The sequence below is a fragment of the Butyrivibrio proteoclasticus B316 genome, from assembly GCF_000145035.1.
Taxonomy (GTDB): Bacteria; Bacillota; Clostridia; order Lachnospirales; family Lachnospiraceae; genus Butyrivibrio; species Butyrivibrio proteoclasticus.
The window spans coordinates 245,575-271,982 of the sequence record NC_014387.1 but is presented as its reverse complement, the minus strand read 5'-3'; the positions used below and the strand labels follow the sequence as shown (position 1 = coordinate 271,982).

The following is a 26,408-nucleotide window of genomic DNA, read 5'->3' as shown; positions in this document are numbered from 1 at the left end:
ATACACTATTACGCCTTTATTTATCACAAAAAAGGTGCATTTTGAGCTAAAGTGTGCGAAAATATTAGTTGCTTAGGTAATTTTATCAAACAGAATATGGGTATGTATGAAAGGAGATAGTTATGGGACTTTTACAGGCAGCTCTTGTTGCTGGTGGTAGCGTTCTTGCTGATCAGTGGAGAGATTATTTTTACTGTCCTGCTCTTTCAAGCGATGTGCTTATGACAAAGGGTATCAAGAAGGCAGGAAAGGGTAATGAGAACATTATTTCTAATGGTTCTATCATTGCCGTTAATGAAGGACAGTGCATGATCCTTGTTGATCAGGGACAGATCACTGAAATCTGTGCTGAAGCAGGCGAATTTGTTTATGACGTTTCTACAGAGCCTTCAATCTTTTATGGCGATCTTGGAGAGAATATTGTTAATTCCTTCAAGCAGTTTGGAAAGAGACTTGGTTTTGGCGGTGCTACAGCCAAGGATCAGCGTGTTTATTTTGTTAATACCAAAGATATTCTGGGCAACAAATACGGAACAGTTAATCCTGTGCCTTTCCGCGTAGTTGACACAAATATCGGACTTGACATGGACGTTAGCCTTAAGTGCCATGGCGAATACAGCTACAAGATTGTTGACCCTGTTCTTTTCTATAAGAATCTTTGCGGCAATGTTGAGGGTGAATTTACAAGAGACAGAATCGAGTCTCAGCTCAAGTCAGAGCTTCTGACAGCCCTTCAGCCAGCATTTGCCAAGATTTCAACTATGGGCATCCGTTACAGTGCTCTTCCAGGACACACAACAGAGATTGCTGATGCTCTTAACGAAGTTCTTTCACAGAAGTGGACTGAGTTCTATGGAATCAAGATTTCAAACTTCGGTGTAAGCTCAGTTACAGCTTCTGAAGAAGATGAGAAAACTATCAAGGAACTCCAGAGAGCAGGCGCTCTTAGAAATCCAAATATGGCTGCAGCTACTATTGCAAGTGCTCAGGCTCAGGCTATGCAGGATGCTGCCAAGAACACAGCAACAGGCCCTATGATGGCATTTGCCGGAATGAACATGGCTCAGCAGGCTGGCGGCATGAACGCGCAGAATCTCTTTGCTATGGGACAGCAGCAGGCTCCTCAGATGGCAGCTCCCGGTGCAACATGGACATGCTCTTGCGGCGCACCTAACAGCGGCAATTTCTGCACTAACTGCGGTAAGCCAAGACCAGCTACCGGCGCATGGACATGCTCTTGCGGCACAGCTAATTCCGGAAACTTCTGCACTAACTGCGGTGCTCCAAGACAATAAAGCAATCATTTATCAGCAGAGGAACTTATGGCTTTACATGAATATGAATGCCCCGCTTGTGGCGGGGCAATGGAATTTAATCCCAAGACTCAGAAACTTAAATGTCCTTTTTGCGATTCTGAGTTTGACGTCAAGGATTATGTAGCTAACCACAACTCGTCCAGTACCGGAGAGCTTGCAGACGAATATACAAACGAAAATACAACTGATGACGGACAACAACTGTATATCTATAAATGCGGCTCCTGTGGTGGTGAGATTCTCACGACAGAATCACTTGGTTCAACCAAGTGCCCCTTCTGCAGTAACAACGTCGTTGTAAGCGAGAAGTTCTCAGGACAGTTTAAACCTGACTACATAATTCCTTTTAAATGCACAAAAGAAGACGCCATGAAAACCTACAGAGAACATGTAAAATCCAAAAAACTTGTTCCAAAGGTCTTTCTGGATGAAAACCATATAGATGAAATCAAGGGTGTTTATGTTCCTTTCTGGCTGTTTGACGCCACCATGAGCTTTGACGGTTCCTATGAAGGCACCAAGGTCAGAACCTGGCAGGACAGCAAGTATATATACACAGAAACCAAATACTATGATGTAAAGAGATCCGGAACAGAGGACTTTGCCTTTGTGCCTGTAGATGGTTCCAAGGAAATGCCTGATGATCTCATGGAATCCCTAGAACCATTTGATCACAACGAGATGGTTCCCTTTAATATGGGATATCTCGCCGGCTTTTTGGCAAATAAATACAACAATCCGGCAGATGCCATGAAACCACGTGCTATGGACAGGATCAAAGCCTCCATAATATCTGATTTCAAGGCTACCATTAACGGTTATTCCGGTCTCAGGTCACTTAGGGAGAATACCGGGGTTGTAAGTTCATCCTACAAGTATGCTATGTATCCTGTGTATATACTAAACACAACCTGGAAAGGTGAAAATTACTTATTTGCCATGAACGGTCAATCCGGTAAATTTGTTGGAAACCTGCCATTTAGCTGGCTTCAGGCAATCAAATACTATATACCGTTCGCAGCAATAGGCACTCTTATTTCATTTTTGGTTTATTACTTTATAATCTAAAATCAAATATTTAGGTATCATTACAACTTATGAGAATAATTATCAAAATACACAAAAAAATAGCTTTAGCGCTTCTTGCCATCATGATTGCTGCTTTTTGTGTTCCGACTGTCACATCTTTTGCAAGTGACGGACAATTGTGGGATGACTACGTCATGCCATCCACGAGACAAAAAGAGAGACTTCTTGATAATGCAGAGCTCTTAACAGCTTCTGAGAAGCAGGAAATACTTGGTCTTCTGAACAGTATCAGCTCGACCCATCAGGCAAATGTCGCCATCCTGACTGTTAATTCTCACCGTGGTTCTATTCAGGATTATGCAGATGACTATTTTGACTATAACGGCTTTCAGGCAGATTATGACGGCTCAGGTATTCTCTTTATGCTCAGCATGGAAGACAGGGAATGGGCAATTTCAACTCATGGAACTGCTGCCTATGTTTTTACTGATTATGGTCAGGAAGAACTAATGGATGAAATGATCCCGTATCTGCGTGACGACGATTATTACGATGCCTTCAAGGCCTTCATAGATGTATCTGAGAGATACTTCACTCTCTATGAAGAAGGCACTCCATATGACGTGGACTACAAGGACACAAGTCCTGCTGCCGTTACAAGGGCATTACTGATATGCATTCTAATTGGACTTGTAATTGGATTTATTCCAATTGGCATCATGTCTTTGGATTTGAAATCAGTCAAGGCAAGTGTAAACGCAGCAGGTTACCAGATTCACAACGGACTCCATATGGGGCTTCATACAGATACTTACATAAGATCATCAACTTCCAGGACCAAAATTCCGGAAAATAACTCTAATAGCGGCGGTGGAAGTTCTTTCCACGTCTCAAGTTCAGGCTCCAGTCACGGTGGAAGTTCAGGACATTTTTAAAAAAATTTTACAAGGCCAACACATTCTTTCATAGATTGTGTTGGCCTTTTTATATTTTATTAAGTGTTTTTATTATCAGTTAGCTGTATACTATAAGGTAGACAATAGGAGGTCTGTGGGTGAAAACAAAACGCAGGATCAGAACTATCCTTCTGACATTATGTGCAGTTCTCATAATGGGGTTGGCTATTGCCTTCCTTGGAACAGACAGTTTCAAATCTCCCATGAATTATGACTTAGTCCAGCTTGAAGACGGCTGGACTGTTACTCATGCAGATAAAACCTACACTCCTGAGCAGTTGTCCCTGGCAGATATAGGAATTGCTAATATTGGTGATGTGATCACTCTTACCAGAACACTTGATAAGTATGATATTGATCCCGTCACTATTCATTTCAGAAGCATACTATCTACTGTTGATGTCCTGCTGGATGGAGAGTCAATCTATTCCTATGGCTGGGACTATGTCGAAAAAAAACAGATGCTTCCCAAAAAGCAGCATTTTGTTCTTCTCCCAAAAGACTATCCCGGAAAAGAACTGACAATTATCATAACACCTCAGGAAAATGAGGCTTTTTCCGGCATATCTCCAATCATTCTTGGATATATCGAGGACATTGCAAGAGATATATCGCAAAGTAACAGACTTGCACTTTTTATTGCCGTATTCCTTGTCATGTTCGGATATATGATGATTATCATATCTCCTATCCTTATGTACAGAGGAAACCATGATCTCAGCATTACTTTTAGCGGAGTTATTTCTGTCCTTTTAGGACTATACATTCTATGCTTCAACGATCTTTTCTGGTTATTTACTGAAAATGCAGCTTTCTATACTTTCCTTGAATACATCACTTTATTCCTGCTGCCCGCTTCAATTCTCTTATTCCTCTATACAGCCAGGCAGATAAATGGTCATTTAATAGCAATGATCCTCGGCATTATCAATTTCGGATTTGCAATTACCACAGCTATACTTCATCTGACCAACACTATACACATTTGCCATTTTGTAACTACTCTTCATGTGATTGCTCTTACAGAAGGCATATTTGTCATTTCTTCACTGGGGGGTTCTGTTTATAAAAGATACAGATATCCGGACGAATTCAGATCAAAAAGCATGTCGACCAATATGCTTCTCCTTGGTCTTTTATTGTTCCTTGGATGCTCTGTTATAGATATAGTCAAATTCAACATCAAAAAATATTTCAGTTCAGGCGAAATGAATACCAACATTAACTTCCTGACTGTAGGGGCGCTTCTGTTCATGATGTGTCTTGTTCTGAATTATTTCTTCCACTGCATCGAATACATAAATGAATCAAACATGAAACAGCAGCTTGAAGGTCTTGCCTACACAGATAGTCTGACCTCTCTTGCAAATCGCTCAAGGTGTGAACTTACTTTGGCTGAACTAAGCGGTGATTACACCATCATCAGCATTGACCTTGATTATCTCAAATATACAAACGATAACTTCGGGCATCTTGAAGGAGACCGCCTGATAAGTGATTTTGCTGATATCCTGTCCAATAGTTTTACTGATGCCTCCCTTCTTGGCAGAATGGGCGGGGATGAATTTATTGTAGTACTGCCTTATGTTAACGATGAGCGTCTTCAAAGAGATATCTCATGCTTCGATGACCTGATGAAACACAAGAACAGTAAGGAAACTCATCTGAAATTCTCGGCATCCTATGGCTATGCAGACAGTCATGACGAGAAATTTTATCATACAGCTACTGCTCAGGACGTTTATCTTCTTGCAGATGCCAGAATGTACCAGATGAAAAACACTCACCATAAACAGTCTCTTGGAAGACTGTACGATGATCTGCTAAAACATGCAGATAAGGAAGGAGGCTCAAATGAAAAATAAAAAGAGACTCCCTTATTTGCTTGCTTCTTTATTCATAATAGTAGTAGTTATCATAGGCTGCCGCATCACTTTATATCGATCTGCAGACTATGAAATGATCGATCTTAATGACAGCTGGCTTATGAGTATCAACAACTCTGATTTTCATGAAGTATCCATGTGGGACAGCTATAAATACTTTGAGGGGGAGCTAAAGCACGGCGACCACATAATTTATAAAACTGTACTTCCCCAGAGCAATATACCTAACCCCGTACTGTTTTTCAGAAGCAGATATACAACCCTTGGATGCTATATTGACGGCACCAAAATCTATAGCTACGGAGATGAGTACTATAAAACCGGAAAATTTATAGGCAAAATGTACCACATGATACCACTGCCTTCAGACTATGCAGGTAAAACCTTTGTTTTTGACATGTACGTAGGGGAGCCTAATGCCTTCAAGACTCTTACTGCACCGATCCTTGCAGCGCAGACGGATATAAGCGGTAAATTCGTAAGAGATAATCTCCTGATAATAGCCACCGGAATGTTTACATTTGTATTCGGCCTTATGTTCTTATGCATTGGTTTAGTCTTTGTAAACTATGTTCCTGAAGTCAGAAGTCTTCTTGTAGGTTCGTGCTTTTGCATGAATCTGGCAGCCTGGCTGATGACCTACTATAATATTCTTTCTCTTTTTATATATACAGAAAAAGAGACTGAAATAGAATACTTCTGTATGTATATTGTGGTTCCTTACTCATACCTGCTGCTGTATTACATCAAGAACCTAAAAAATGATAGGGGATACAAGGCAATAATGCTCGTAAGCACCGCTGTGCCTATACTTCAATATGCTCTGCACTACTTTTTCGGCATACACCTTCGAGTAACTCTGCCTCTTTATCATGTAGTAGCTGTTCTTGGTTTTGTGATACTGATTTATTATGTAGCAGTCAGTAACAAAAAAAATACGAAAGAATCTCCTGCTACTCTAATACAGCTTGTAGGGCTTTTTGCCTTTGATTTTGGCCAGTTTTTCCACCTTATAATGTATGGCTTCGAGGTTGCCGGCCACCAAACCAATCAATCAGCCAATAAAATAGTAATTTCTTCAGCCTGCCTGATATTCGCCGCCTGTCAGTTATCTACATACCTTATGTACATAACAGAAACCTATGCCAAAAGAAGAGAGAATCAGTCTCTTTCTCATCTGGCTTATGCAGACGGCCTCACTAATCTGGCCAACAGATCCAAGGCAGACAAGCTCATGGAAGAACTAAACAGCGCAACCGATGATTACTGCATAATGAGTATTGATTTAAATGGTCTTAAAGATGTAAATGACAAATTCGGACATCCTACAGGAGACAGGTATCTTAAAGAATTTGCCAAGGTTCTATCCAATACTTTTGGTGAAAATGACTTCTCTGCCAGAATAGGCGGTGATGAATTCCTTGTTGTTCTAAGAGATGCCAACACCAAGGATATAAGCGCACTTATCGGAAGAATGAACAGCGCGCTCAATGTCATGAATGCTCTTTATCCTGATTATAAGCGAAGTGTAGCCATAGGCTTTGCTTTCAAGCATGAGAGCGAAAAAGGAAACTCACATCAGGTCTACCTCCTGGCGGATCAGCGAATGTATGAGAACAAACGCAAAATGCACCAGGAGCTGGGAATACACCCTCGTCTGTGACCTGATATCAAGATCAGATAAATAAGTGAAGCAGTACAAAAACTGCCAGGAATGCCAGATTAGCCACTGTGAAATAAACAATGTAGGCTTTCTGGCGTTCTTTATAGGTAGCAGAATAGAATTTAAAAGATATGAGACTTGCCATAGAAGCTATTAAGGTTCCAAGTCCTCCTGCGTTAACTCCTATGAGAAGCTCCTTATAATTCGATGTAAAGCCGGACAGCAAAAGTGTAGCCGGAACATTACTGATAAACTGGCTGGCAATCACTGCTACCGTAAACTCCTTACCGGAAGTAACAGAATTAAAAAACTCTTTAACCGAATCAATTCTCGCCATGTTCCCTGTAAATATAAAGAATCCTATAAAAGTCAAAAGAAGCATATAATCTGCTCTTAACAGGATCTTGTAATCCATTCCGGCAACCATAACAAGTACGACTGCTGCCATCACATACCAGGGAATAACTCTAAGTACCGAGAGAATTGCTATTACGAACAATACAGTATAGATAACTATCTGCCTGCGGCTTCCAAACTCTTTGACTATGCCGTATTCCGAGTTTATGACTATATCTTTGTTCTTACCAGGCAAAAGAAATATGCACAATACCAGCATCAGGGCAGCTGCCGCTGTAAATGGGAGCATGCAGAGAACAAACTCTCCAATTGACATCTGAGTGATGCCATATAAATACAAATTCTGTGGATTTCCTACAGGTGTTGCCATGCTTCCGAGATTCGCTGCAATCGTCTGGAAAACAATAACAGGGATCATAAGATCTTCTCTCTGACAGCTCTTTAAAACAAGCATTCCAAAAGGTACAAAGGTAATCAGCGCCACATCATTGGTAATCAGCATACTTCCAATAAAACACATAAAAATAAGTGCTGCGGATAACTGCCAAGCCTTGGAGGCTCTGCCCATCAGTAGCTGTCCGATCTTCTCAAATACTGAGTTTTCTTTAAGTCCCTGAATAATTACCATCAGTCCCCATAGTATTCCAAGTGATCTGAAATCAATATAGTCCAGGTATCCCTTGTCAGGTCTTACAAAAAATGCTGAGATAAGAGCCAGTATCCATGCTATGTATAATACCGGATCTGATTTGATCTTCTTCCATAAATCTGCGTAGCTTCCCATTACAAACCTCTAAATATCTATCTCTTTTATCTTGGAAAGAAATCTCTCTATAATACGGATTCCATCTTCTCTTCCAAGCGTTATGTTAAGGCCGAACACTAAAGGCTCAGCCTCACCTATTATACCCCGTTCATAAACCTGCGCAATAGCATTTGAACATACACGGCAATCATAGATATCTTTAAGGTTTGCAGCATCTCCCCACTCCAGATCTTCCCATTTAAGTACATAGGTCATGAATTCGTGTAAGATTCTTGCTGCAACTTTTTTGGTAATCTTAAGCTCAAGTTTCTCAGACGGATAGTGATCAAGAAAGTATTCAAGATAATATCCGAGTCCCTCAGCAGGAAGATCTTCGGAAATTTCTTCCGAATACCTTGTCAAAAGAAGGTCAAAAAACTCTTTTTCAGTCATTGTCGTCCTCTATAATAAGAATTATTTCATTTCTACAGGAGATGCCGGTGAAACAATAAATGTAACATTATCGCAGGCGGCAAGACCATTTACAGAAAACTCTCCTGTCTCATTTTCTGTTGTTTCGCCAGTCCATATATCTTTGACCAGATATTTATCACACTTATATATCCAATCTCCAAGAGCCTTTTTAAGATCACAGAGTTTTATAGTATAGGTTTTATCAGTATCTTTTTCACTTACATTTATAAAACTGAGAGCAAATCTGTTTCCTGAAAGAGGCTTGCAGAGAATGTCCACTCTGTCGATATCTCTTATGTATTCTTTATCAGGCTCCTTGGCAGCAAGACTTGAAAAAACTCGCTTGGCCTGAATTCCAAGACTATCCTGGTTAAGGGAAATGGCATCCTCATTGGCGATAATATTATACAATGTATCCCCCTTGTGTACCCTTCTAAGGTCAAGTCCGAGCATAAGAGGTGAATTCATCATACACCACATAGTCATGTGGGTTTTATTCTGAACGTCGTTTAGGCCGTTCATTCCAATCATCATCATATCCGGGTCATTCCAGCCTTTATCAAGTCCTGCAAACTCATCCATTATAACAGCCTTGCTGTACTGGGTAGCAACACTTGTTGTGTAATCTCCTGTCCAGGTACCAACACCCGGATCTCCGTCACGGCCCACTCTAAATGTTATATCATTTAGTATTCTCCAGGAATCACATACCTTGTAGGCCCAGTTCTGAGGCTGAGTCTTACCCCATTCACAGGCTGAATAAATAATGTCATTATCAGGAGCTAATCTATTCAGCTTTTTTAACAACCTTGCATAGGAATTAAGAGTATTCTCCTGGCGGCGGTGATTCATAAGACGAATTCTGTTTTCGCCTTTTTTAAGTTTTATAGATATTTCCCTGCTCCAGATAAAGTCTCCCTCAGATGGTGTTTCATCAAGGAAATCATCCCAGTAATACTCATCTCCTACCGCAACCTGAAGCCACGCTCCTACACCTTCTCTTTTGCCTGATGCGTAGTTAACGCAAAGGGTAGTATCCATATCCCTGTCTGCGTTTACAACAAATACCAGCTCGCTGCTGCGAAGTCCGACAGGAGAAGCTTCCGGACCTGTACCATCAAAAGTCCCGATTCCGGTAATGTAGTCCTCTTCTCTGGAAGCCCTTTCCCCTGTGAGCTCTATCCCTGCAAGGCTAACCTCACCGCCATCATGGACTCCATAGATTACCGGGAATTCTTCAGCCCCGATCCTGATACCCCTTATGTTAGGAGCAAATGTGTAACGGGCATTTTCAGGATTTGAAAAGGTCGCATTATCCCACAGATAATAACAGTTATCCACCTTGAGGAAATCAACTCCCCACTCAAGGTAGTTCTCTGCGTCCTCTTTCTCATGTCCGCAGGTTCCAACCTCTGCTCCGGCACACAGATTGGTTCCTATATCGTTGTACATTCCAAACTTAAGGCCCTTGGAGTGAATATAATCTGAGAGTGCCCTAAAGCCGCCAGGAAACTTGCCATCCTCATTGGACAGCCTTCCGTCTACACGTTGGTCCTTGTAGCATCCATCATCAAGAACAATGTATTTATATCCAAGCTTATCAAGGCCAAGTTCTATAAACTTATCCGCCATAGCCTTGGTAAGTTCCTCTGTATTTCCACTGCCAAAAGCATTCCAGCTATTCCAGCCCATTGCCGGGAGCCTGTATTTCTTTTTCCCAAATAGTACTTTTCCATTATCAAATGAGTCGAATCTTCCCTCTGCCTCTAATCTATCCGGTGTCATGTCATATCTCCTTATGTCTTTATGTGTTACTCATACGATTATCTCACTACCGCAATCCCCTGTCATTTCACTACTTGCTCATACTTTGCAAAATAATGCTATGTGCCAGTTGAGAGATTTACTGTTAAGAAAAAGCGCTATGGTATATAAAAACCATAGCGCATTTTTGGTCCAAATATCTGCAAAATTATTCGTTTGCATTTCCTTTAAAAATTACTATTCCCTTTTTCTTGAACTTCTTAACCGGTTCAGCGGAAGGAGCAGCAGCTTTCTCAGCAGGCTTTACTTCGCTTGAAGTAACTGCCTTCTTGGGAGCTGCAGGCTTTTTAGGTGCTGCAGGCTTTTTGGAAACGCCAGCTGCCTCTGCAACCTGAGCTACAACTGAAGTTCTCTTAGGTGCTGTCTTCTTCTCTGTAGTCTCTGTCTTGGGTGCCGGGCGTGTAGCTGCCTTGGCTGCTGCCTCTGCTGCAATCTTGGCAGGGTCTCCAAGCTTCATAGTAAGAGCAATTCTCTTTTTATCAAGTTCAACGTCAAGGACCTGAACATCTACAATATCACCGACACTTACTGCTTCAAGCGGATGCTTGATGAACTTGTCTGTGATATGTGAGATATGAACAAGGCCATCCTGATGAACACCTATATCTACAAAGCATCCAAAGTCAATTACATTTCTGACTGTACCCTTCAGGATCATTCCAGGCTTAAGGTCCTTCATATCAAGTACATCACTTCTAAGAATTGGTGCAGGCATATTCTCACGAGGATCTCTTGAAGGCTTTTCAAGCTCGCTCAGGATATCTGTAAGAGTGATCTCTCCAATTCCAAGCTCCTCTGCAAGCTTTTTCTTCTCAGGCTCTGTAACCTTTTTAGACAAACTTCCTACTGCTGAAGCTCCTCCCTGATCATTTGCCTTCTGCTCATTCTTCTTATTAGTTCTAACTTCATCATCATCTGTAGCCACAAGATTGCTGCCTGCAAGGGCTGCTGCAAGAGCTGCTCCCATTGCTGTGCTGGTATTTCTGATAACAACCTGCTTGGGCTTCTTGGGTGGACGAGGCTTCTCCTCCTTGGCTGCTACAGGCTTCTCAAGAGCTGCCTTGGCTGCATTCTTCTGAGCCGCGCGAACATCATCAAAAGTAATACCAAGCTTATCCATAAGTTTGAGTGTAGCTTCATAGGATTCAGGGTGAACACTGGTTGCATCAAGTGGATTCTCTCCATCAGCTATTCTGAGGAATCCTGCGCACTGCTCATAAGCCTTAGGTCCAAGCTTAGGTACGTTCAGAAGTTCTGCTCTACTCTTAAACTTACCATTTTCCTCTCTGTAATCTACGATATTCTTGGCAATAACCTTGCTGATACCGGATATATACTGAAGAAGAGGAGCTGATGCTGTATTTAAGTCAACACCAACCTTGTTAACGCAGTCCTCTACTACACCTTCCAGTGTCTCGCCAAGCTTCTTCTGGTTCATGTCATGCTGGTACTGACCAACACCGATTGATTTAGGATCGATCTTAACGAGCTCTGCAAGAGGATCCTGAAGTCTTCTTGCGATTGAAGCGGCACTTCTCTGTCCTACATCAAACTGAGGGAACTCTTCTGTAGCAAGCTTACTTGCTGAGTAAACAGAAGCTCCAGCCTCATTAACAATAACGTATTGTACAGACTTATCAAGTTCCTTGATAAGTTCAACAATAACCTGCTCAGATTCACGGGATGCTGTACCGTTACCAACTGAGATAAGATCAACATCATATTTATCAATAAGTTTCTTGAGTTCTGCCTTGGATTCCTCAACCTTGTTCTGAGGTGCTGTAGGATAAATAACCTTAGTATCAAGAACCTTACCTGTTGCATCAACTATAGCAAGCTTACAGCCTGTCCTGAATGCAGGGTCCCATCCAAGTACTGTCTTGCCTGCGATAGGAGGCGCCATGAGAAGCTGTGTGAGGTTCTTGCCAAATACTGAAATAGCACCATCCTCAGCCTTCTCTGTAAGCTCATTTCTGATATCACGCTCAATAGCAGGTGCAATAAGTCTCTCATAAGCATCCTGATTGATCTCCTCGATTACCGGAGTTGTGATAGGGTTGTCATTTTTGAGCATCTTCTTGTTAAGGTACTGCAAAATCTGCTCTTCCGGAGCTTCAATCTTAACAACAAGGAATTTCTCAGCCTCTCCTCTGTTAAGAGCAAGTACTCTGTGACCAAGAACCTTTTTGATAGGCTCTTCGTAACCATAGTACATCTCATATACACTCTGAGCCTTCTCATCCTTGGCCTTACTGGTGAGAATTCCCTGTTCCATAGTAGCTTCTCTGATATATGTTCTGAAATCAGCGTTATCGGAAACATCCTCAGCAATGATATCCATAGCACCCTGAAGAGCTTCTGCCGCATCATTGACACCCTTTTCAGCATCTACATATGCAGCTGCCTCCTCAGCAAGAGGTTTGGTAGTCTCCTGTGCCAAAAGGATCTCAGCAAGGCCTTCAAGTCCCTTCTCCCTTGCAATGCTGGCTCTTGTCTTCCTCTTAGGTCTGTATGGAAGATAAAGATCTTCGATAGCAACCATCGTCTCAGCAGCAACGATCTTGGCTCTGAGTTCGTCTGTCATCTTGCCCTGTTCCTCAATTGACGCAAGAACCTGTTCTCTTCTCTCCTCAAGGCTGCGAAGATACTTGAGCCTCTCATCAAGATTTCGAAGCTGCTCATCATTAAGTGAACCGGTAACTTCCTTACGGTATCTGGAAATGAAAGGAATAGTGTTTCCTTCATCGATCAGCTTGACAGCTGCCTCAACCTGCCACTTCTCAACGTTTAGTTCTTCTTTGATCTTTAATACAATATCCATTTTTTCCTCGCTAATAACTATAAGTCATATTCTGCTGTTCCTAGAAAAAAAGACTAATTTTTCAATTAATTTTTCATTAACAGCGCACACTCCTTATTATACCAAGCCTTTTGCTACGTTTTCAAGACTTGGCAGAAGCCCAGAATCATTGTAAAAGCCGCTCTTTTATTGTAAAATCTATAGTAAGAACCTATGTTTGAGAGGAAAAGTTTTGATGGGAGACGAGGATAACCAGTACTTTTACAATAACTACAATTACAATAAAGCTCACAACGAACTTGATAAACACGTTAATTTAGCGACCCTCAGCCTAGTACTTGGGCTGATTTCCATTCCCTTTTGTTTCTTCATGTACACAGGAATCATCCTTGGCGGTATCGCAGTAGTGATGGCAATCCTGTCCAAAGGAGCTGCGGAAAGATTTCTTCCGCAGGCCAAAAAGGGAATAGTATATGGCACTATTGGTGTAGTTTTGGGATACGGAGTGCTTGTTTCCAGCATTCATAATATCATGACTGATCCTTCGTATCGCCAGCAGCTCAACCAGTTTTCTGAGCAGTATTATGGCGAAAGCGTAGATGATATGCTTAAGGAACTCGGAGTACAACTGGAATCCCAGTGATCCGGCTTCTCTTTTGCCATAGAAAGAGGTGCCCATGAGTATGATAGGTGCAATAGGAAGTGGATACGGTGCATACGCAGGTCTTGGTGTTACAAACCGCACACCTGCCGAAGGATCCAAGCCTATACTTAATCCAAATGAATCTACCAATAAGGCTCCAGGTAAGCTTTCATCTCCGGCAGAATGTGAAACCTGCAAGAACCGCAAATATCAGGACGGTTCAGATGAGATGGTTTCTTTTAAATCGGCGCAGCACATCAGTCCTCAGTCAGCAGCTTCCAGAGTTCGCGGACATGAGGCTGAGCATGTCAGTAACGCTTACAAGGATGCAGCCATGAATAACGGCAAAGTATTACAGGCATCTGTTTCTATCAAGACAGCAGTGTGTCCCGAGTGCGGACGCGTTTATGTCAGCGGTGGGGAGACCGCAACCAAGATCAAATACAGTAACGAAGATAACCCATACCAGAAATCCCGCAAGGCTATGGACCAGCAGGGACTTTTGGGCGCCAATATAGATCTGGCAGGATAAGGAGGTTGTCGGGGGAGTATAAATGTCAACAATATCAACAGCACAGCTTAAAGCTATCGCCAAAGAAAGAGCTCTGGACAGATACGGAACTCTTATTTTTGCGAACATTCTTATTTTCATTATTCAGGTTTTAATCTCGGGTATTACCACAGTTGCATCCTACGGTAATATCCTCATTTTTATCATCAATCAGTTCATCAACCTCATAGTGAGCATTCTTCTGGGTATCCTTGCATCAGGCAAGGCTTATCTTTATATGAATCTGGTTTACTCACAGACAATTTCTGCATCTGATATTTTCTTTGGTCTCAAACAGCAGCCGCAGAAAGCTGTAGTTATTCAATCAGTCTTTGTAATAGCCAATTATCTAGTGACTCTTCCATCTTCACTGATCCTTTTTTACGCGGATCAGACATCTTCTATCGACCTGTATCTGACCAACATTATTATTCTGATAGCTGGCATAGTGATCAACATATTTATTTATTTGATGTATTCACAGGCATTCTTTTTGCTCCATGATTTTCCTGACAGGTCTGCCCTTGAGCTTCTTAAGACAAGCCGTAGATTAATGCAGGGCAGAAAAGGAAAGCTTTTCCTCTTGCAGCTAAGTTTCGTCCCACTATATATCTTTGGAATAATCACGCTGTTTGTTCCTCTTTTGTGGATCAGCGTCTACAGATATGCCAGTGTAGCTGTCTTTTATCAGAATCTGATCTCAGAAGCAGCAAATGTCAGCAGCAGTAAGGAGGAACAAAATGGACTTAATTGATGCTATACGTGCTATCGATAAGCCACACGAGGACGACGTTTTAAACAGACTATATACACCCTGGGGTGAGAAACTCGACAGGAATAATGTACTCAAAGAGTATCCACGCCCTCAATTTCAGCGAAACAGCTACTATAATCTCAACGGCGAGTGGGAATATGCTATAGTTCCTCAGGAGTCAGGCGAGTCAATGCCTGCACAGATGGATGGCAATATTCTTGTACCTTTTTCACCGGAAGCAATCCTCTCCGGAGTTGAGAGACGCCTTGAACCCTATCAGTTTCTATGGTACAAAAAGTCTCTCCCGACTCTTACCAGGAAAAAAACTGATTCCAGATTTTTACTTCACTTTGGAGCAGTTGACCAGTTCGCTGAAGTTTTCATCAACTCTGTTTCAATCGGTAATCACAAAGGTGGCTATCTTCCATTTACCCTTGATATAACAGAATACCTTAATTATAGCGATGACAAGCTCAGTACTCTTGATAATATTCTTGCTGTTAAAGTTTCTGATACAAGCGATTCTTCATATCACAGCAGAGGCAAGCAAACTCTTAAACGCGGCGGTATGTATTACTCTGCGCAGAGCGGAATCTGGCAGACTGTATGGATTGAAGAAGTTCCTGACACATACATAAGAGAACTACGTATCAGACCAGAAGATGACCTCAGAACCGTGTCGATTGAAGTATCTACCAATAAGCCCAGCCGGGTTACAGTCAGGATTCCGGGAAAAGAGCTGGTGAAATCACCTTCTTCATCTGATTCCTATGACACTACATTCACAGGTGATTTTTCTTTTTCCTCAGATACCTATCCCAGCATAGGCGAAGACCACTCGGCAATAAGCCCAAGCTATTATCACTTTATTTTTAAACTGGATAATCCACATTTGTGGAGTCCTGAGGATCCATACCTTTATCCTCTCCAGATCAGCACTGCCGAGGATCACGTGGATTCCTATTTTGCTATGCGCTATTATTCCATAGAAAAAGACTCACTTGGTATCAGCAGATTCTGTCTGAACCACACTCCATATTTCCTTATGGGTGTATTAGATCAAGGCTATTGGCCAGATGGACTTTATACTGCCCCATCAGATGAAGCACTGATTTTTGATATCAAAGAGATGAAGCGTCTTCATTTCAATATGATGAGAAAGCACATCAAGATAGAAGCAGCCAGATGGTATTATCACTGTGACAGACTCGGCATGATAGTCTGGCAGGACATGGTAAGTGGTGGCTCATCTTATGCCAAGCCTGTTGTATCATATCTGCCAACTCTTTTCCCGGGTATGTTTGGTCGTATGCCGGATGGACCATCTACCTACAAGGCATTTTCCAGAAGCTCTGCAGAAGGCCGTAAAGAATGGCTCAAGGAAATGCAGAATACTATAAGACACCTCTACAATGTGCCGAGTATTGCCACCTGGGTTCTGTTCAACGAGGGCTGGGGGCAGTTCAATGCTGCCAGCGCAACTATAATGGCAAGGGAACTTGATGATACCAGACCAATCGATCAGGCCAGCGGATGGTTTGATGAAGGAAGTGGCAACTACAGAAGTGTTCATAACTACTTCAGGCCGCTTGCTGTTGAGCATGACAAGAACGGAAGAGCCTTTGTAATTTCCGAATATGGTGGATTTACACTGCACATAGATGGACACAGCAGCGTAGACAGAGTGTACGGATATAAAAAATACGACACCCTGGATCAACTGGGTGTCGCATATTATAACCTTATAAACGGCTCCATCAAGCCTCTTATTACCGAAGGTCTTGCCGGCGCTGTATACACGCAGGTAAGTGACGTAGAAGAAGAAGTTAATGGTCTTATGACCTACGACAGGCGTATAACCAAGATCAACCCTGACCTTGATCCAAGCCTTTCTCAGAACATCAACAATGCTCTTAATAAGCTTTAATAAACTTCTACCTGACCATTGAATATTCTCTGAAGCTTATTTCTAACTGTAATAAATGCAGGGATCAGAAACGCATCTGCCAATATCCATGCCACCGGGCTGGCGAGGCAGATTGCGGTAAATCCCAGATGTGGCACCAGTAACACCGCCACAAGCGATCTTCCAATCATCTCCATGACACCGGCAAGTACTGCAAACATAGAATATCCCATACCCTGAATAAGGAATCTTACAATATTAACTAGCGCAAGCGGTATATAGAACAGGCTGTTATATATCAGGAAAAGATGCGCATTATCAAGGCATGTAACTTCACTTGCATCAAGGAATATCATGGCAAAATTTCTTCCAAAGAAAGCAAGAACAACAAATGCCAGTATAGAATAAATACTGCCAATCTTAACCGCCGCTCTAAGTCCCATTGTCAGATGATCAAGCTTCTTGGCACCTACATTCTGTCCACCATAAGTTGCCATAGTTGAACCAAGAGCATCAAAAGGAATACAGAAGAACATGCTGACCTTACTTGCTGTAGTGACAGCAGTAACCGCATCCTCTCCAAGCCCATTTATAGCTGTCTGTAAAATAACACTTCCTATTGCTGTAATTGAATACTGAAGTCCCATAGGAACTCCCATATTAAGAAGGATCAGGAAATGAGATTTATCAGCCTGCCAGTCAACTTTTGAAAGCCTTAGAATATCTATTTTCCTGACAATATATAAAAGACAAAGTGTTCCTGCTATCAGTTGTGAAACAACGGTAGCAAAGGCCGCACCGAATATCCCCCAGTGGAATACCAGAATAAACAAAAGGTCAAAAGCAATGTTGGCAACAGAACCTATTATCAGATACTGCACAGGATGCTTACTATCTCCAAGTGCACGAATTGTAGCTGATAAAAGATTGTACATATAAGTTGCCGGAATTCCAAGAAAGATAACGATTATATACTTATAAGCATAAGTCAATATGGAATCAGGAGTTCTCATTACGACAAGGATCTGTTTGCAGAATATGCTGACAAAAAAGGTCATAACTACTGCAAATACTGAGCAGAGAATAATTGCATGAGTGAAGAATTTACGCATGCTCTTGTAGTCTCTTGCTCCAAACCTCTGCGCTATAGGTATGGCAAAACCATTGCACACTCCCATGCAGAAGCCCATGATCAGGAAGTTAACAGCACCTGTAGATCCCATTCCGGAATAAGCTTCCTTACCAAGAGTCCAGGATACTATAGCCGTATCGATTATATTGTAAAGCTGCTGGAACAACATTCCCCAGAAAAGAGACATTGCAAATCCCATTATGAGTTTCATAGGATCTCCGACAGTTAAATCTCTTATATTACTTGTCTTCGTCATTTTGTTTTCCTTTCACTAATCAACGAAGATACATACTACTACAAATTGTTTATTATTGTAAAGTGGTTATTAATTTTGTACAATGTACTTAAATTTTTTATCTGAAATCACGCGGAAATGGAGACATTATGGATAACATTAAAGCAGTAGTTTCTCTAGGACACGACGCTCTCGGTGTTACAACCTCAGAGCAGCTCACAGCTACCAAAGTCGCAGCTACGGCTCTTGCAGATCTTGTAGAAGCCGGTTACCTTCTTACAATTACACACAGTAACGGACCTCAGGTCAGCATGATACACAAGGCCATGACTGAGCTTCACAGAATGTATATTGATTACACCGCAGCTCCCATGTGCGTATGTAACGCAATGAGCCAGGGCTATGTAGGATATGATATTCAGAATTCCCTCAAGGCAGAGCTCACAGCAAGGGGTATTTCCAAGGCTGTCAGCACAATCCTGACACAGGTAACAGTTGATCCTTATGATGAAGCATTTTATGCGCCAACCAAGGCCATCGGCAGATATATGTCCAAGGAAGATGCCGATAACGAGATAAAAAAAGGAAACTTTGTTAAAGAAGATCCCGGCAAAGGCTACAGACGTATAGTCGCAGCGCCCAAGCCAATTGATATAGTTGAAATTGATGCAATCAAAGCCCTTGTAGATGCAGGCCAGATCGTAATTGCATGCGGAGGCGGCGGAATTCCTGTTATCCAGCAGGGACACATCCTCAAGGGTGCATCAGCAGTCATAGAAAAAGATGCCATCGCCGGCAAGCTTGCTGCTGACCTTAAGTCAGACAAGCTCATAATCCTCACATCCGTTCCTTATGTATACAAGAACTTCCAGAAAGAGGGCCAGGAGGAAATCTCCAAGATGTCCGTTTCTGAAGCTAAGGCATATATTGAGGCAGGTGAATTTGGCGAGACAGACATGCTTCCCAAAATAGAAGCAGCAATTGAGTTCCTTGAATCCAACCACGACGGCGAAGTTGTTATCACTTCTCTTGGAAGCGTCAAGGATGCGCTCAAGGGTAAAGCCGGTACTCGTATCACTTTCTGAAACAAAGAAAAAAGAGCTGTGAAATAATGAGAAATCATTACTTCACAGCTTTTATTTTTTAATCAGGTATTTGTAGCCTGCTCTACGTTTAACTGAGGAAGCCTTGGCTGAACAGATTCTCCTCTTATCTCAATTAGAGGAGATGCCTTACCCTCAATATAGTCACGTGTAATTGTCACTCTTCCGATATTGTCATCCTTGGGAATCTCATACATGATATCAAGCATGAATTCCTCGATAATAGCACGGAGAGCTCTTGCTCCAGTATCCTTTTCAAGAGCTTTCTCTGCTATAGCTTCAAGAGCTGTATCATCAAATAATAAATCTACTTCATCAAGAGCAAGGAGCTTCTGATATTGCTTGAGGATAGCATTCTTGGGCTCTTTTAATATCTTGACCAGCATATCCTTGGTAAGAGCCTGAAGGGAACAGATTATAGGAAGACGGCCCAAAAACTCAGGAATCATGCCGAACTTCTTGAGATCATCAACTGTTACCTTGGACAAAATGTTAGGATCATCTTCATATTTATCCTTAAGATCAGCATCAAATCCTATGGATGTCTGCTTATTAAGTCTCTGAGTAATGATGTCTTCAAGATCAGGGAATGCACCACCACATATAAAGAGAATATTTCTGGTATTAACAGTAGCAAGCGGAACCATGGCATTCTTGCTGCCGGCGCCTACAGGAACTTCCACATTGGAACCCTCAAGGAGCTTGAGCATTCCCTGCTGAACAGATTCTCCGCTTACATCTCTGCTGGTAGTATTTTTCTTCTTGGCAATTTTATCTATCTCATCGATAAAGATAATACCATGCTCAGTTTTCTCAACATCATTGCCTGCTGCAGCAAGAAGCTTACTTACAACGCTCTCGATATCATCTCCAATATATCCGGCCTCTGTAAGTGATGTAGCATCTGCAATGGCAAGCGGCACATCAAGGAGTTTGGCAAGAGTCTTGACCAGATATGTCTTACCACTTCCTGTTGGTCCCAAGAGAAGGATATTGGATTTCTCAATTTCAATCTCATCCATTGTATCCGTTGCTACTCTCTTATAATGATTATAAACAGCAACAGACATTACCTTTTTGGCCTGATCCTGTCCAATAACGTACTCATCAAGCTTAGCCTTGATCTTGTGCGGAGCAGGAATATTCTTGATGTCTATAGCAGCTTTACTGCTCTTCTCACTCTTTTTCTTGATCTTCTGAGAATTAGGGATTCCGCCGCCCATATTGAAATTGCCGTTCGTGAGATCTCCCATGTTAAAAAATCCCATGTTAGGCATTCCTGTCTGTTTGTTAAGCTCATTCATGAGATTAGGATTATTAAGCATATTCTGATAATCAAACTGGCTCACTGTATCCATCGTCTTGTGCATACAATCGTTACAGATTGATATATTGTTCGGAAGATGGAACATCTTACCAGCCTTACTCTCAGGTCTTCTGCAAACAAAGCATACGTCTTCAAATTCCTGCTTGTTGTCTTCGTCCTTAATATCTACGCTCTCATCATCTGTAACTTCTCTGAAATCGAAATCATCATTTCTGTTGTCTGTCATCCGATAATTCTCCCTTATTTCCTGTGAAAAAAGAAATTGCTATGGATGGCTCCTCGTCATCCATAGCAACCATATAGTTCTATTCTTGATCAATGTCCACCATTGCCTGATCCAAAGTTTCCTGATCTGTCTTCAGGCTTGGCTGGTGTCTGCTTGCCATCATACTGTCCTGAGCTTCCACCGTTTTCAGCTGCGTGGAGTCCTGAGAACTAGTCTCGGTTGCTCCTCCTAGTGTAACATTATATGTAACTTCTGTATACTCTGAACCGTTCTGTCTCATAACAGTTACAGGCACTGTAGCTCCGATCGGATAATACTGAAGTCTGTTCTTGAGATCATCCATAGAAGCAATTTCCATTCCATCAAATGAAACGATAACATCGCCCTTTGTGATGCCAGCTGCCTCAGCACCGCCTCCATTTGTTACTTCTGCAATATAAACACCAAGTGGAAGTCCATAAACTGCAGATACTTCAGATGTAACACTTACTCCTGATATTCCGATATAGCCTCTTTTATCTTCGGAATACTTGATCTTGGTCTGCTCATTCATAAGCTGTTCAATGATAGGTTTTGCAGCAGAAATCGGAATTGCATATCCCATTCCTTCTACTGTATCTCCACCAATCTTATTGGAGTTAATACCAATTACTTCACCCTGAAGATTCAGAAGTGCACCACCTGAGTTACCAGGATTGATAGCTGCGTCAGTCTGAATGAATTCTCTTGAAGATCCATCATCAAGTTCTACCTGACGGTTAAGTGCTGAAATAACACCTGTTGTAACTGACTGTCCATAACCAAGAGCATTACCAATTGCTATAGCCGGTTCTCCAAGTACAAGAGCATCACTATCGCCAAGAGTTGCCACTTTAATACTACTCATTGTATCGCTTGAAATCTCATCAAGAGAAACTGCGATAACAGCAAGATCCATGTCTGAGTTTGTACCCTTAACATCAGCTTTTATAGTAGATTCATCATTAAAGATAACTTCCAAAGAATCAGCACCCTCAATTACATGATAATTGGTTGCTATCAAAAGTTCTGAATCATTCTGTCCAACTATAATTCCGCTTCCTGATGCTGTAGCTTCCTGAGTCTGTACATAGCCAAAATAGCTTGCTGAAGCTGTATAGTTGTTGTGGATAATTACCATTGCTGGCATTACCTCTTCTACAACGGCTGTAACATCTGTAACAACAGCCTTAGTTTCTGCAGAAACAGTAGTTGTCTGAACCTTGTCCTCAGAAGTTTCTGTCTGTGCCACCTGAGCCTTCTCAGTTGTATCTTCCTGAACCTGTGTTGTCTCTGCAACTTTATCAGCTACCTTATTGGCGATTGCAAAATAAGAAGCACCAACACCGCCTACAAGGAGAGCAAGAATAGCAACTGCTGCTACAACTATTGCTGCTGTATTCTTCTTGGCCGGTTTAACAGGAGCTGCAGTCGCGTTGCTGTTATTGTACTGATATGTACCATATGTGCGAGTCTGCTGCTGATTGTAAGTATATCCATTTCCTGTATTGCCATAGCTGTAAGTATTCTGGCTCTGCTGATTATTACCATAGGAGTAAGGATTATAAGAATAGGTATTGTTTGCCTGTCCCTGTCCACTTCCATAAGCACCATAGTTCTGAGAATATGTCTGTGAGTAATTCTGAGAAGTAGAATTTACTGTATTACCCTGTGTGTTATTCTGAGAATTATCATTTGTGCTATCGTTAGTTTTTACACCACCCTGTTCCATCTTATCATCTTCGTACATGATAACTACCTTCTTCCTTTCTGGATTATGGCTTTAGTATAAAAAGATAATGTGACGGAATTGTGTTTTAATTATTATAAAAAAATAATATTTTCTTAATATTCGTCCTCAATGACCTGAATTTCCATATAATCAAAGGGAATCTGCTCAATAAAAGCATCTCTTGTAAACCTGCATTTTGAGTGTCTTTGAAAGTCCTTGACTGTTGTATCAAGCCAGATTGGCTTGGACAGATCAAGCTCATAGCAGGCCTTCTCTATTGCATTCATCACCTTATGTGTTCTGGTATCCATTGTACTGTCACATATTACAGTATCTTTAATAAGATGATTATCCTCAATCAGTTTGACCCATAACCTAAACATATCTTCTCCCTTTTTCAAATAAAGCTTACTCCTGTTAAAGAGTAAGCTCTATTCCGCATTCTGAAAGTCCCTGAAGGAAACTCTCTCTGGTTCTGTTAATTATAAGCTCCTGTGGAAAACCTATTTCCTCAAGCATGGCCTGAGCTCTTCCTGTCTCCCCAATTTCAAGAGCCATGTGCGCATCTGTATTAACACATATAGAAACTCCAAGCTCTGCACATCTGACAGCAAGCTCTCTGCATACCATCTGATGATGACCTTCCCACGAAAAGCTGTGCTCATTGATCTCAATAGGCTTGTGAAGGTCTCTGGCCCTTTTCAGAACTTCATCCATTTCAAAAGGGACTCCTGCTCTTCCTATGTGGCCGATAAAGAAAACCTTGGGATTCTCAAGTGCCTTGATATACATATTAGTATTCTCAGCTACACTCTTTCCTATAGTATGTCTCTTGGCGTGAACTGAAGCAATAACAAAATCAAGCTTCTCAAATACCATCTCCTGAAGATTCTTCTCAGGATCATATGTATCTCCAATGACCGATTTCCTGATGGCTATATCATGGCCAAAGAAGTTACCCTCCATATCCACAATATCAGCTTCGCAGCCTCGAAGGAGTGTTACGCCCTTCCACTGCCTGGGCCAGTTATTACAGCAAAAGAAATATTGATAATTCTTGACGTTCTCATAATCTCCAAAGAGCATGTCGCTGAAATGATCTGTGCTTGCAAGAAGCTTAATTCCCTTTTCACTTGCAGATCTGATATTCTCTTCAATTGTCGAATATGCATGACGTGAATATAACGTATGTGTATGGGTATCGCATTCAATCTTGTACATTAGTATTACCTCTTACTTAATCTTATTACCCCACAATACCCCAACATAGCACTCAATAAAGATAGCTACCTGCGAAATACGCAGATAGCTATAATAGAATATCATTATATTGTTATTTCAGCAATAATATGTGGTCAGTCCTCATATCCATTAGGATTCTGACTCTGCCATCTCCAGGAATCAGCACACATCTCCTTGATACCATTCTCAGCCTTCCAGCCAAGTTCCTTCTCAGCTTTGTCCGCATTTGAATAGCAGGTTGCGATATCACCGGGTCTCCTGTCTCTGATAACATAAGGAATCTTAACGCCTGTAGCCTCTTCAAAGTTCTTGACTATATCAAGAACACTGTAGCCTACGCCTGTTCCAAGGTTGTAGATATTAAGTCCGCTGCCCGGCTCAAGCTTTTTAAGCGCCTTAACATGTCCAAGTGCAAGATCAACAACGTGGATATAATCTCTTACTCCTGTACCGTCATGTGTATCATAGTCATTACCGAATACATTAAGCTCAGGAAGCTTTCCAACTGCAACCTGTGTAATATAAGGCATAAGGTTGTTAGGAATTCCGTTAGGGTTCTCGCCGATTGTACCGCTCTTATGCGCACCGATAGGATTGAAGTAACGAAGAAGTACTACATTCCATTCAGGATCAGCCTTCTGAATATCAGAAAGAACCTGCTCGAGCATTGACTTGGTCCATCCATAAGGGTTAGTACATGTTCCCTTAGGGCACTCCTCTGTGATAGGAATAAATGCAGGGTTACCATATACTGTTGCTGATGATGAGAAAATAATATTCTTGCATCCGTGCTGTCTCATAACATCAACAAGTGTAAGTGTACCGGCTATATTATTCTCGTAGTATTCCCATGGCTTCTGTACAGATTCGCCAACTGCCTTAAGTCCTGCAAAATGAATAACGCTATCGATCTTCTCATTTGAAAAGATCTTCTCAAGACCTTCTCTGTCTCTTATATCTGTCTCGTAGAATGGAACCTTTTTACCGGTGAGAGCTTCTACTCTTCCGATAACCTTCTTGCTGGAATTAGCCAGGTTGTCCATAACAACAACATCATATCCCGCATTCTGAAGTTCAACTACTGTATGTGATCCAATGTATCCTGCTCCGCCTGTTACAAGAATAGCCATAGCATACCTCCGTATCAAACTATTTGTTTTATTCTGGTATCATTGTATATTTGAGTCGCTTGATTATCAACAGGGTTATGTTATATATACCTGTCAAAATGTTGTATTATAGCTCAATTCCATTAAGCTTGCAGAGCTCTCTTGCTGATTCTACTGAATCAACACCTGTTTTATTCTTGATAGGAGCAAACTCATGCTCTCTTACAACTTCGTATGGAAGGCATGTATCAAGCTCATGGATCATATCAAGAACCAGCTGCTCAAACTTGCATCCATTTGGAGCCTCAGGCTTGATGAGGTTTGCATTCTCATCAATATATGGAATCTTCTTCTCAACAACGTGAAGAGGAAGAGTATTCTTGGCAATGTTGAAAAGTGCCTTCTCATTAAAGAGGTAGTTGAGGATAACACCATAGTTATACGCAGGATCACCATTTTCATCCTTGGCATCCATCATCTCCTGTGAAAGCTCATAGTACTCAACGATGGAAGGTCTGCCATCCTCAAGACACATTACACCAACCTTCTCATCAGGAGCATTCTTTCTGACAACCTTGGCACCACATGAAACACCTGCATTAACAGTTGCTCCAACGAAGCAAGGATCAGCAATTCTCTGAAGCACGTTATCCACTGCAAAAATGTCGATCCACTCAATCCCCTCTTTTAACAGGACATCACGAAGGCCTGCCTTGAGCATTGAAGAATACCAGCCTGCATTTCCATTAGGAGAAGTTGAAATCCTGCCCTTAGCTTCCATATAAACCTTGCCGTCATAATCAGAAGCAGGAGCCATATCCTGTTTGAAGAATGTGATCTTATCCTCAGGATAACCGAAATAGTTGTGTTCCTTGAGGAAGTTTACTGTAGCATCATTATTCTTCTCACTTGTCATGATAAAGAGATGAATATATGCACCGTCGGCCTGTTTAACAGTATCCTGAAGGTTCTCAATGATTCTCTGGAAAATATATACAGGCTTAGTAAGTCCGATATCATACATTCCCTTAGGGTTGTCAGATCCAAGTCTTGTTCCCATTCCACCTGCTAAAAGAACTGCAGCTACCTTACCGGCCTTAATTGTCTCAACACCAATCTTTCTGAACTCTTCTTCTCTTTCCTTGATCTCAGAAACCTGCATTGCAGCAAGTGGAGAAAACTCTCCTCTTCCCTCACTCTTACCAAGGTTCTTGCAGTTCTCAAGTACAGCAAAATCTGTCTCATCTATCTGATTCAGAAGATCTTTCTGCTCAGCTTCTGTAAGCTCATCATAATATTTGAGGACATGCTCCTGTCCAAACTTAGCGAGTTTCTCTCTAGCACTCTGTAAATCCATTTATAACTCCTCCTCTTTCTGAGT

General features: G+C 41.6%; 21 protein-coding genes. 10 read left to right on the top strand and 11 right to left on the bottom strand.

Translation table 11 applies throughout. From position 1 onward, the window contains the following. The first annotated feature begins 122 nt into the window (after positions 1–122). The 5 genes from BPR_RS01105 (at position 123) to BPR_RS01085 (ending at position 6,850) form a co-directional block, all read left to right on the top strand. The gene (locus tag BPR_RS01105; protein WP_013279618.1) at positions 123–1,295 is read left to right on the top strand and encodes an SPFH domain-containing protein; all 1,173 of its coding nucleotides are present in this window, start codon (positions 123–125) and stop codon (positions 1,293–1,295) included. Positions 1,296–1,322: 27 nt separating this feature from the next. Beyond that, on the top strand, positions 1,323–2,384 hold the full coding sequence (locus tag BPR_RS01100; RefSeq protein ID WP_013279617.1) for a hypothetical protein: 1,062 nt from the start codon (positions 1,323–1,325) through the stop codon (positions 2,382–2,384). Between the two features lie 29 nt (positions 2,385–2,413). After that, entirely contained in the window at positions 2,414–3,280 is an 867-nt protein-coding gene (locus tag BPR_RS01095) for a TPM domain-containing protein (protein ID WP_013279616.1), read from the top strand. A 119-nt stretch (positions 3,281–3,399) separates the two neighbouring features. Next, a complete protein-coding gene (locus tag BPR_RS01090; RefSeq protein WP_013279615.1) occupies positions 3,400–5,166 on the top strand; it encodes a GGDEF domain-containing protein in 1,767 nt (588 codons plus the stop codon). Beyond that, positions 5,156–6,850, top strand: coding sequence for a GGDEF domain-containing protein (locus tag BPR_RS01085; RefSeq protein WP_013279614.1), 1,695 nt, complete (start codon positions 5,156–5,158; stop codon positions 6,848–6,850). The genes BPR_RS01090 and BPR_RS01085 overlap by 11 nt, the downstream gene beginning before the upstream one ends. Before the next feature lie 13 nt (positions 6,851–6,863). Here BPR_RS01085 and BPR_RS01080 read toward each other — a convergent pair whose 3' ends face one another. The 4 genes from BPR_RS01080 to BPR_RS20255 all read right to left on the bottom strand — a co-directional run bounded on the left by BPR_RS01080 (position 6,864) and on the right by BPR_RS20255 (position 13,071). Further along, positions 6,864–7,991: an SLC13 family permease gene (locus BPR_RS01080; RefSeq protein WP_013279613.1), complete on the bottom strand. Its 1,128-nt coding sequence runs from the start codon at positions 7,989–7,991 to the stop codon at positions 6,864–6,866. A gap of 9 nt (positions 7,992–8,000) precedes the next feature. Beyond that, a complete protein-coding gene (locus tag BPR_RS01075; protein ID WP_013279612.1) occupies positions 8,001–8,405 on the bottom strand; it encodes a hypothetical protein in 405 nt (134 codons plus the stop codon). 21 nt (positions 8,406–8,426) lie between these two features. Beyond that, on the bottom strand, positions 8,427–10,211 hold the full coding sequence (locus tag BPR_RS01070; protein ID WP_013279611.1) for a glycoside hydrolase family 27 protein: 1,785 nt from the start codon (positions 10,209–10,211) through the stop codon (positions 8,427–8,429). 187 nt (positions 10,212–10,398) lie between these two features. After that, positions 10,399–13,071 carry a Tex family protein gene (locus tag BPR_RS20255; protein WP_013279610.1) on the bottom strand — a complete coding sequence of 891 codons (2,673 nt, stop codon included), beginning with the start codon at positions 13,069–13,071 and terminating at the stop codon, positions 10,399–10,401. Positions 13,072–13,285: 214 nt separating this feature from the next. Here BPR_RS20255 and BPR_RS01060 point away from each other — a divergent pair, with 214 nt between their 5' ends. From BPR_RS01060 to BPR_RS01045, 4 genes are read left to right on the top strand one after another with little or no spacing between them, the layout of a single operon-like run. Next, positions 13,286–13,693, top strand: coding sequence for a DUF4190 domain-containing protein (locus tag BPR_RS01060; RefSeq protein WP_013279609.1), 408 nt, complete (start codon positions 13,286–13,288; stop codon positions 13,691–13,693). A gap of 34 nt (positions 13,694–13,727) precedes the next feature. Continuing rightward, positions 13,728–14,225, top strand: coding sequence for a hypothetical protein (locus tag BPR_RS01055; RefSeq protein WP_013279608.1), 498 nt, complete (start codon positions 13,728–13,730; stop codon positions 14,223–14,225). A 22-nt stretch (positions 14,226–14,247) separates the two neighbouring features. Beyond that, positions 14,248–14,997 carry a DUF975 family protein gene (locus BPR_RS19400; protein ID WP_013279607.1) on the top strand — a complete coding sequence of 250 codons (750 nt, stop codon included), beginning with the start codon at positions 14,248–14,250 and terminating at the stop codon, positions 14,995–14,997. Then, positions 14,984–16,924, top strand: a complete 1,941-nt coding sequence (locus tag BPR_RS01045; RefSeq protein ID WP_013279606.1) for a glycoside hydrolase family 2 protein — start codon at positions 14,984–14,986, stop codon at positions 16,922–16,924. The genes BPR_RS19400 and BPR_RS01045 overlap by 14 nt, the downstream gene beginning before the upstream one ends. Here BPR_RS01045 and BPR_RS01040 read toward each other — a convergent pair. Then, the gene (locus BPR_RS01040; protein ID WP_013279605.1) at positions 16,921–18,291 is read right to left on the bottom strand and encodes an MATE family efflux transporter; all 1,371 of its coding nucleotides are present in this window, start codon (positions 18,289–18,291) and stop codon (positions 16,921–16,923) included. The two genes, BPR_RS01045 and BPR_RS01040, sit on opposite strands and share 4 nt — an antisense overlap. Before the next feature lie 128 nt (positions 18,292–18,419). Between BPR_RS01040 and arcC the strand changes: the two genes are divergently transcribed. Continuing rightward, on the top strand, positions 18,420–19,355 hold the full coding sequence (gene arcC / locus BPR_RS01035; RefSeq protein ID WP_013279604.1) for a carbamate kinase: 936 nt from the start codon (positions 18,420–18,422) through the stop codon (positions 19,353–19,355). A gap of 62 nt (positions 19,356–19,417) precedes the next feature. On the opposite strand, the gene clpX is transcribed toward arcC, so the two are convergent. The 6 genes from clpX to BPR_RS01005 all read right to left on the bottom strand — a co-directional run bounded on the left by clpX (position 19,418) and on the right by BPR_RS01005 (position 26,384). After that, the gene (clpX, locus tag BPR_RS01030; RefSeq protein ID WP_013279603.1) at positions 19,418–20,926 is read right to left on the bottom strand and encodes an ATP-dependent Clp protease ATP-binding subunit ClpX; all 1,509 of its coding nucleotides are present in this window, start codon (positions 20,924–20,926) and stop codon (positions 19,418–19,420) included. Positions 20,927–21,005: 79 nt separating this feature from the next. After that, entirely contained in the window at positions 21,006–22,694 is a 1,689-nt protein-coding gene (locus BPR_RS20250) for a S1C family serine protease (protein ID WP_013279602.1), read from the bottom strand. A 95-nt stretch (positions 22,695–22,789) separates the two neighbouring features. After that, positions 22,790–23,059 (bottom strand): hypothetical protein, encoded by a 270-nt coding sequence (locus BPR_RS01020; protein WP_013279601.1) that lies wholly within the window; start codon positions 23,057–23,059, stop codon positions 22,790–22,792. Between the two features lie 34 nt (positions 23,060–23,093). After that, positions 23,094–23,897, bottom strand: coding sequence for a phosphatase (locus BPR_RS01015; RefSeq protein WP_013279600.1), 804 nt, complete (start codon positions 23,895–23,897; stop codon positions 23,094–23,096). Positions 23,898–24,031: 134 nt separating this feature from the next. Continuing rightward, positions 24,032–25,048, bottom strand: a complete 1,017-nt coding sequence (galE, locus tag BPR_RS01010; RefSeq protein WP_013279599.1) for a UDP-glucose 4-epimerase GalE — start codon at positions 25,046–25,048, stop codon at positions 24,032–24,034. 106 nt (positions 25,049–25,154) lie between these two features. Beyond that, positions 25,155–26,384 carry a UTP--glucose-1-phosphate uridylyltransferase gene (locus tag BPR_RS01005; RefSeq protein ID WP_013279598.1) on the bottom strand — a complete coding sequence of 410 codons (1,230 nt, stop codon included), beginning with the start codon at positions 26,382–26,384 and terminating at the stop codon, positions 25,155–25,157. Between the last annotated feature and the right edge of the window lie 24 nt (positions 26,385–26,408).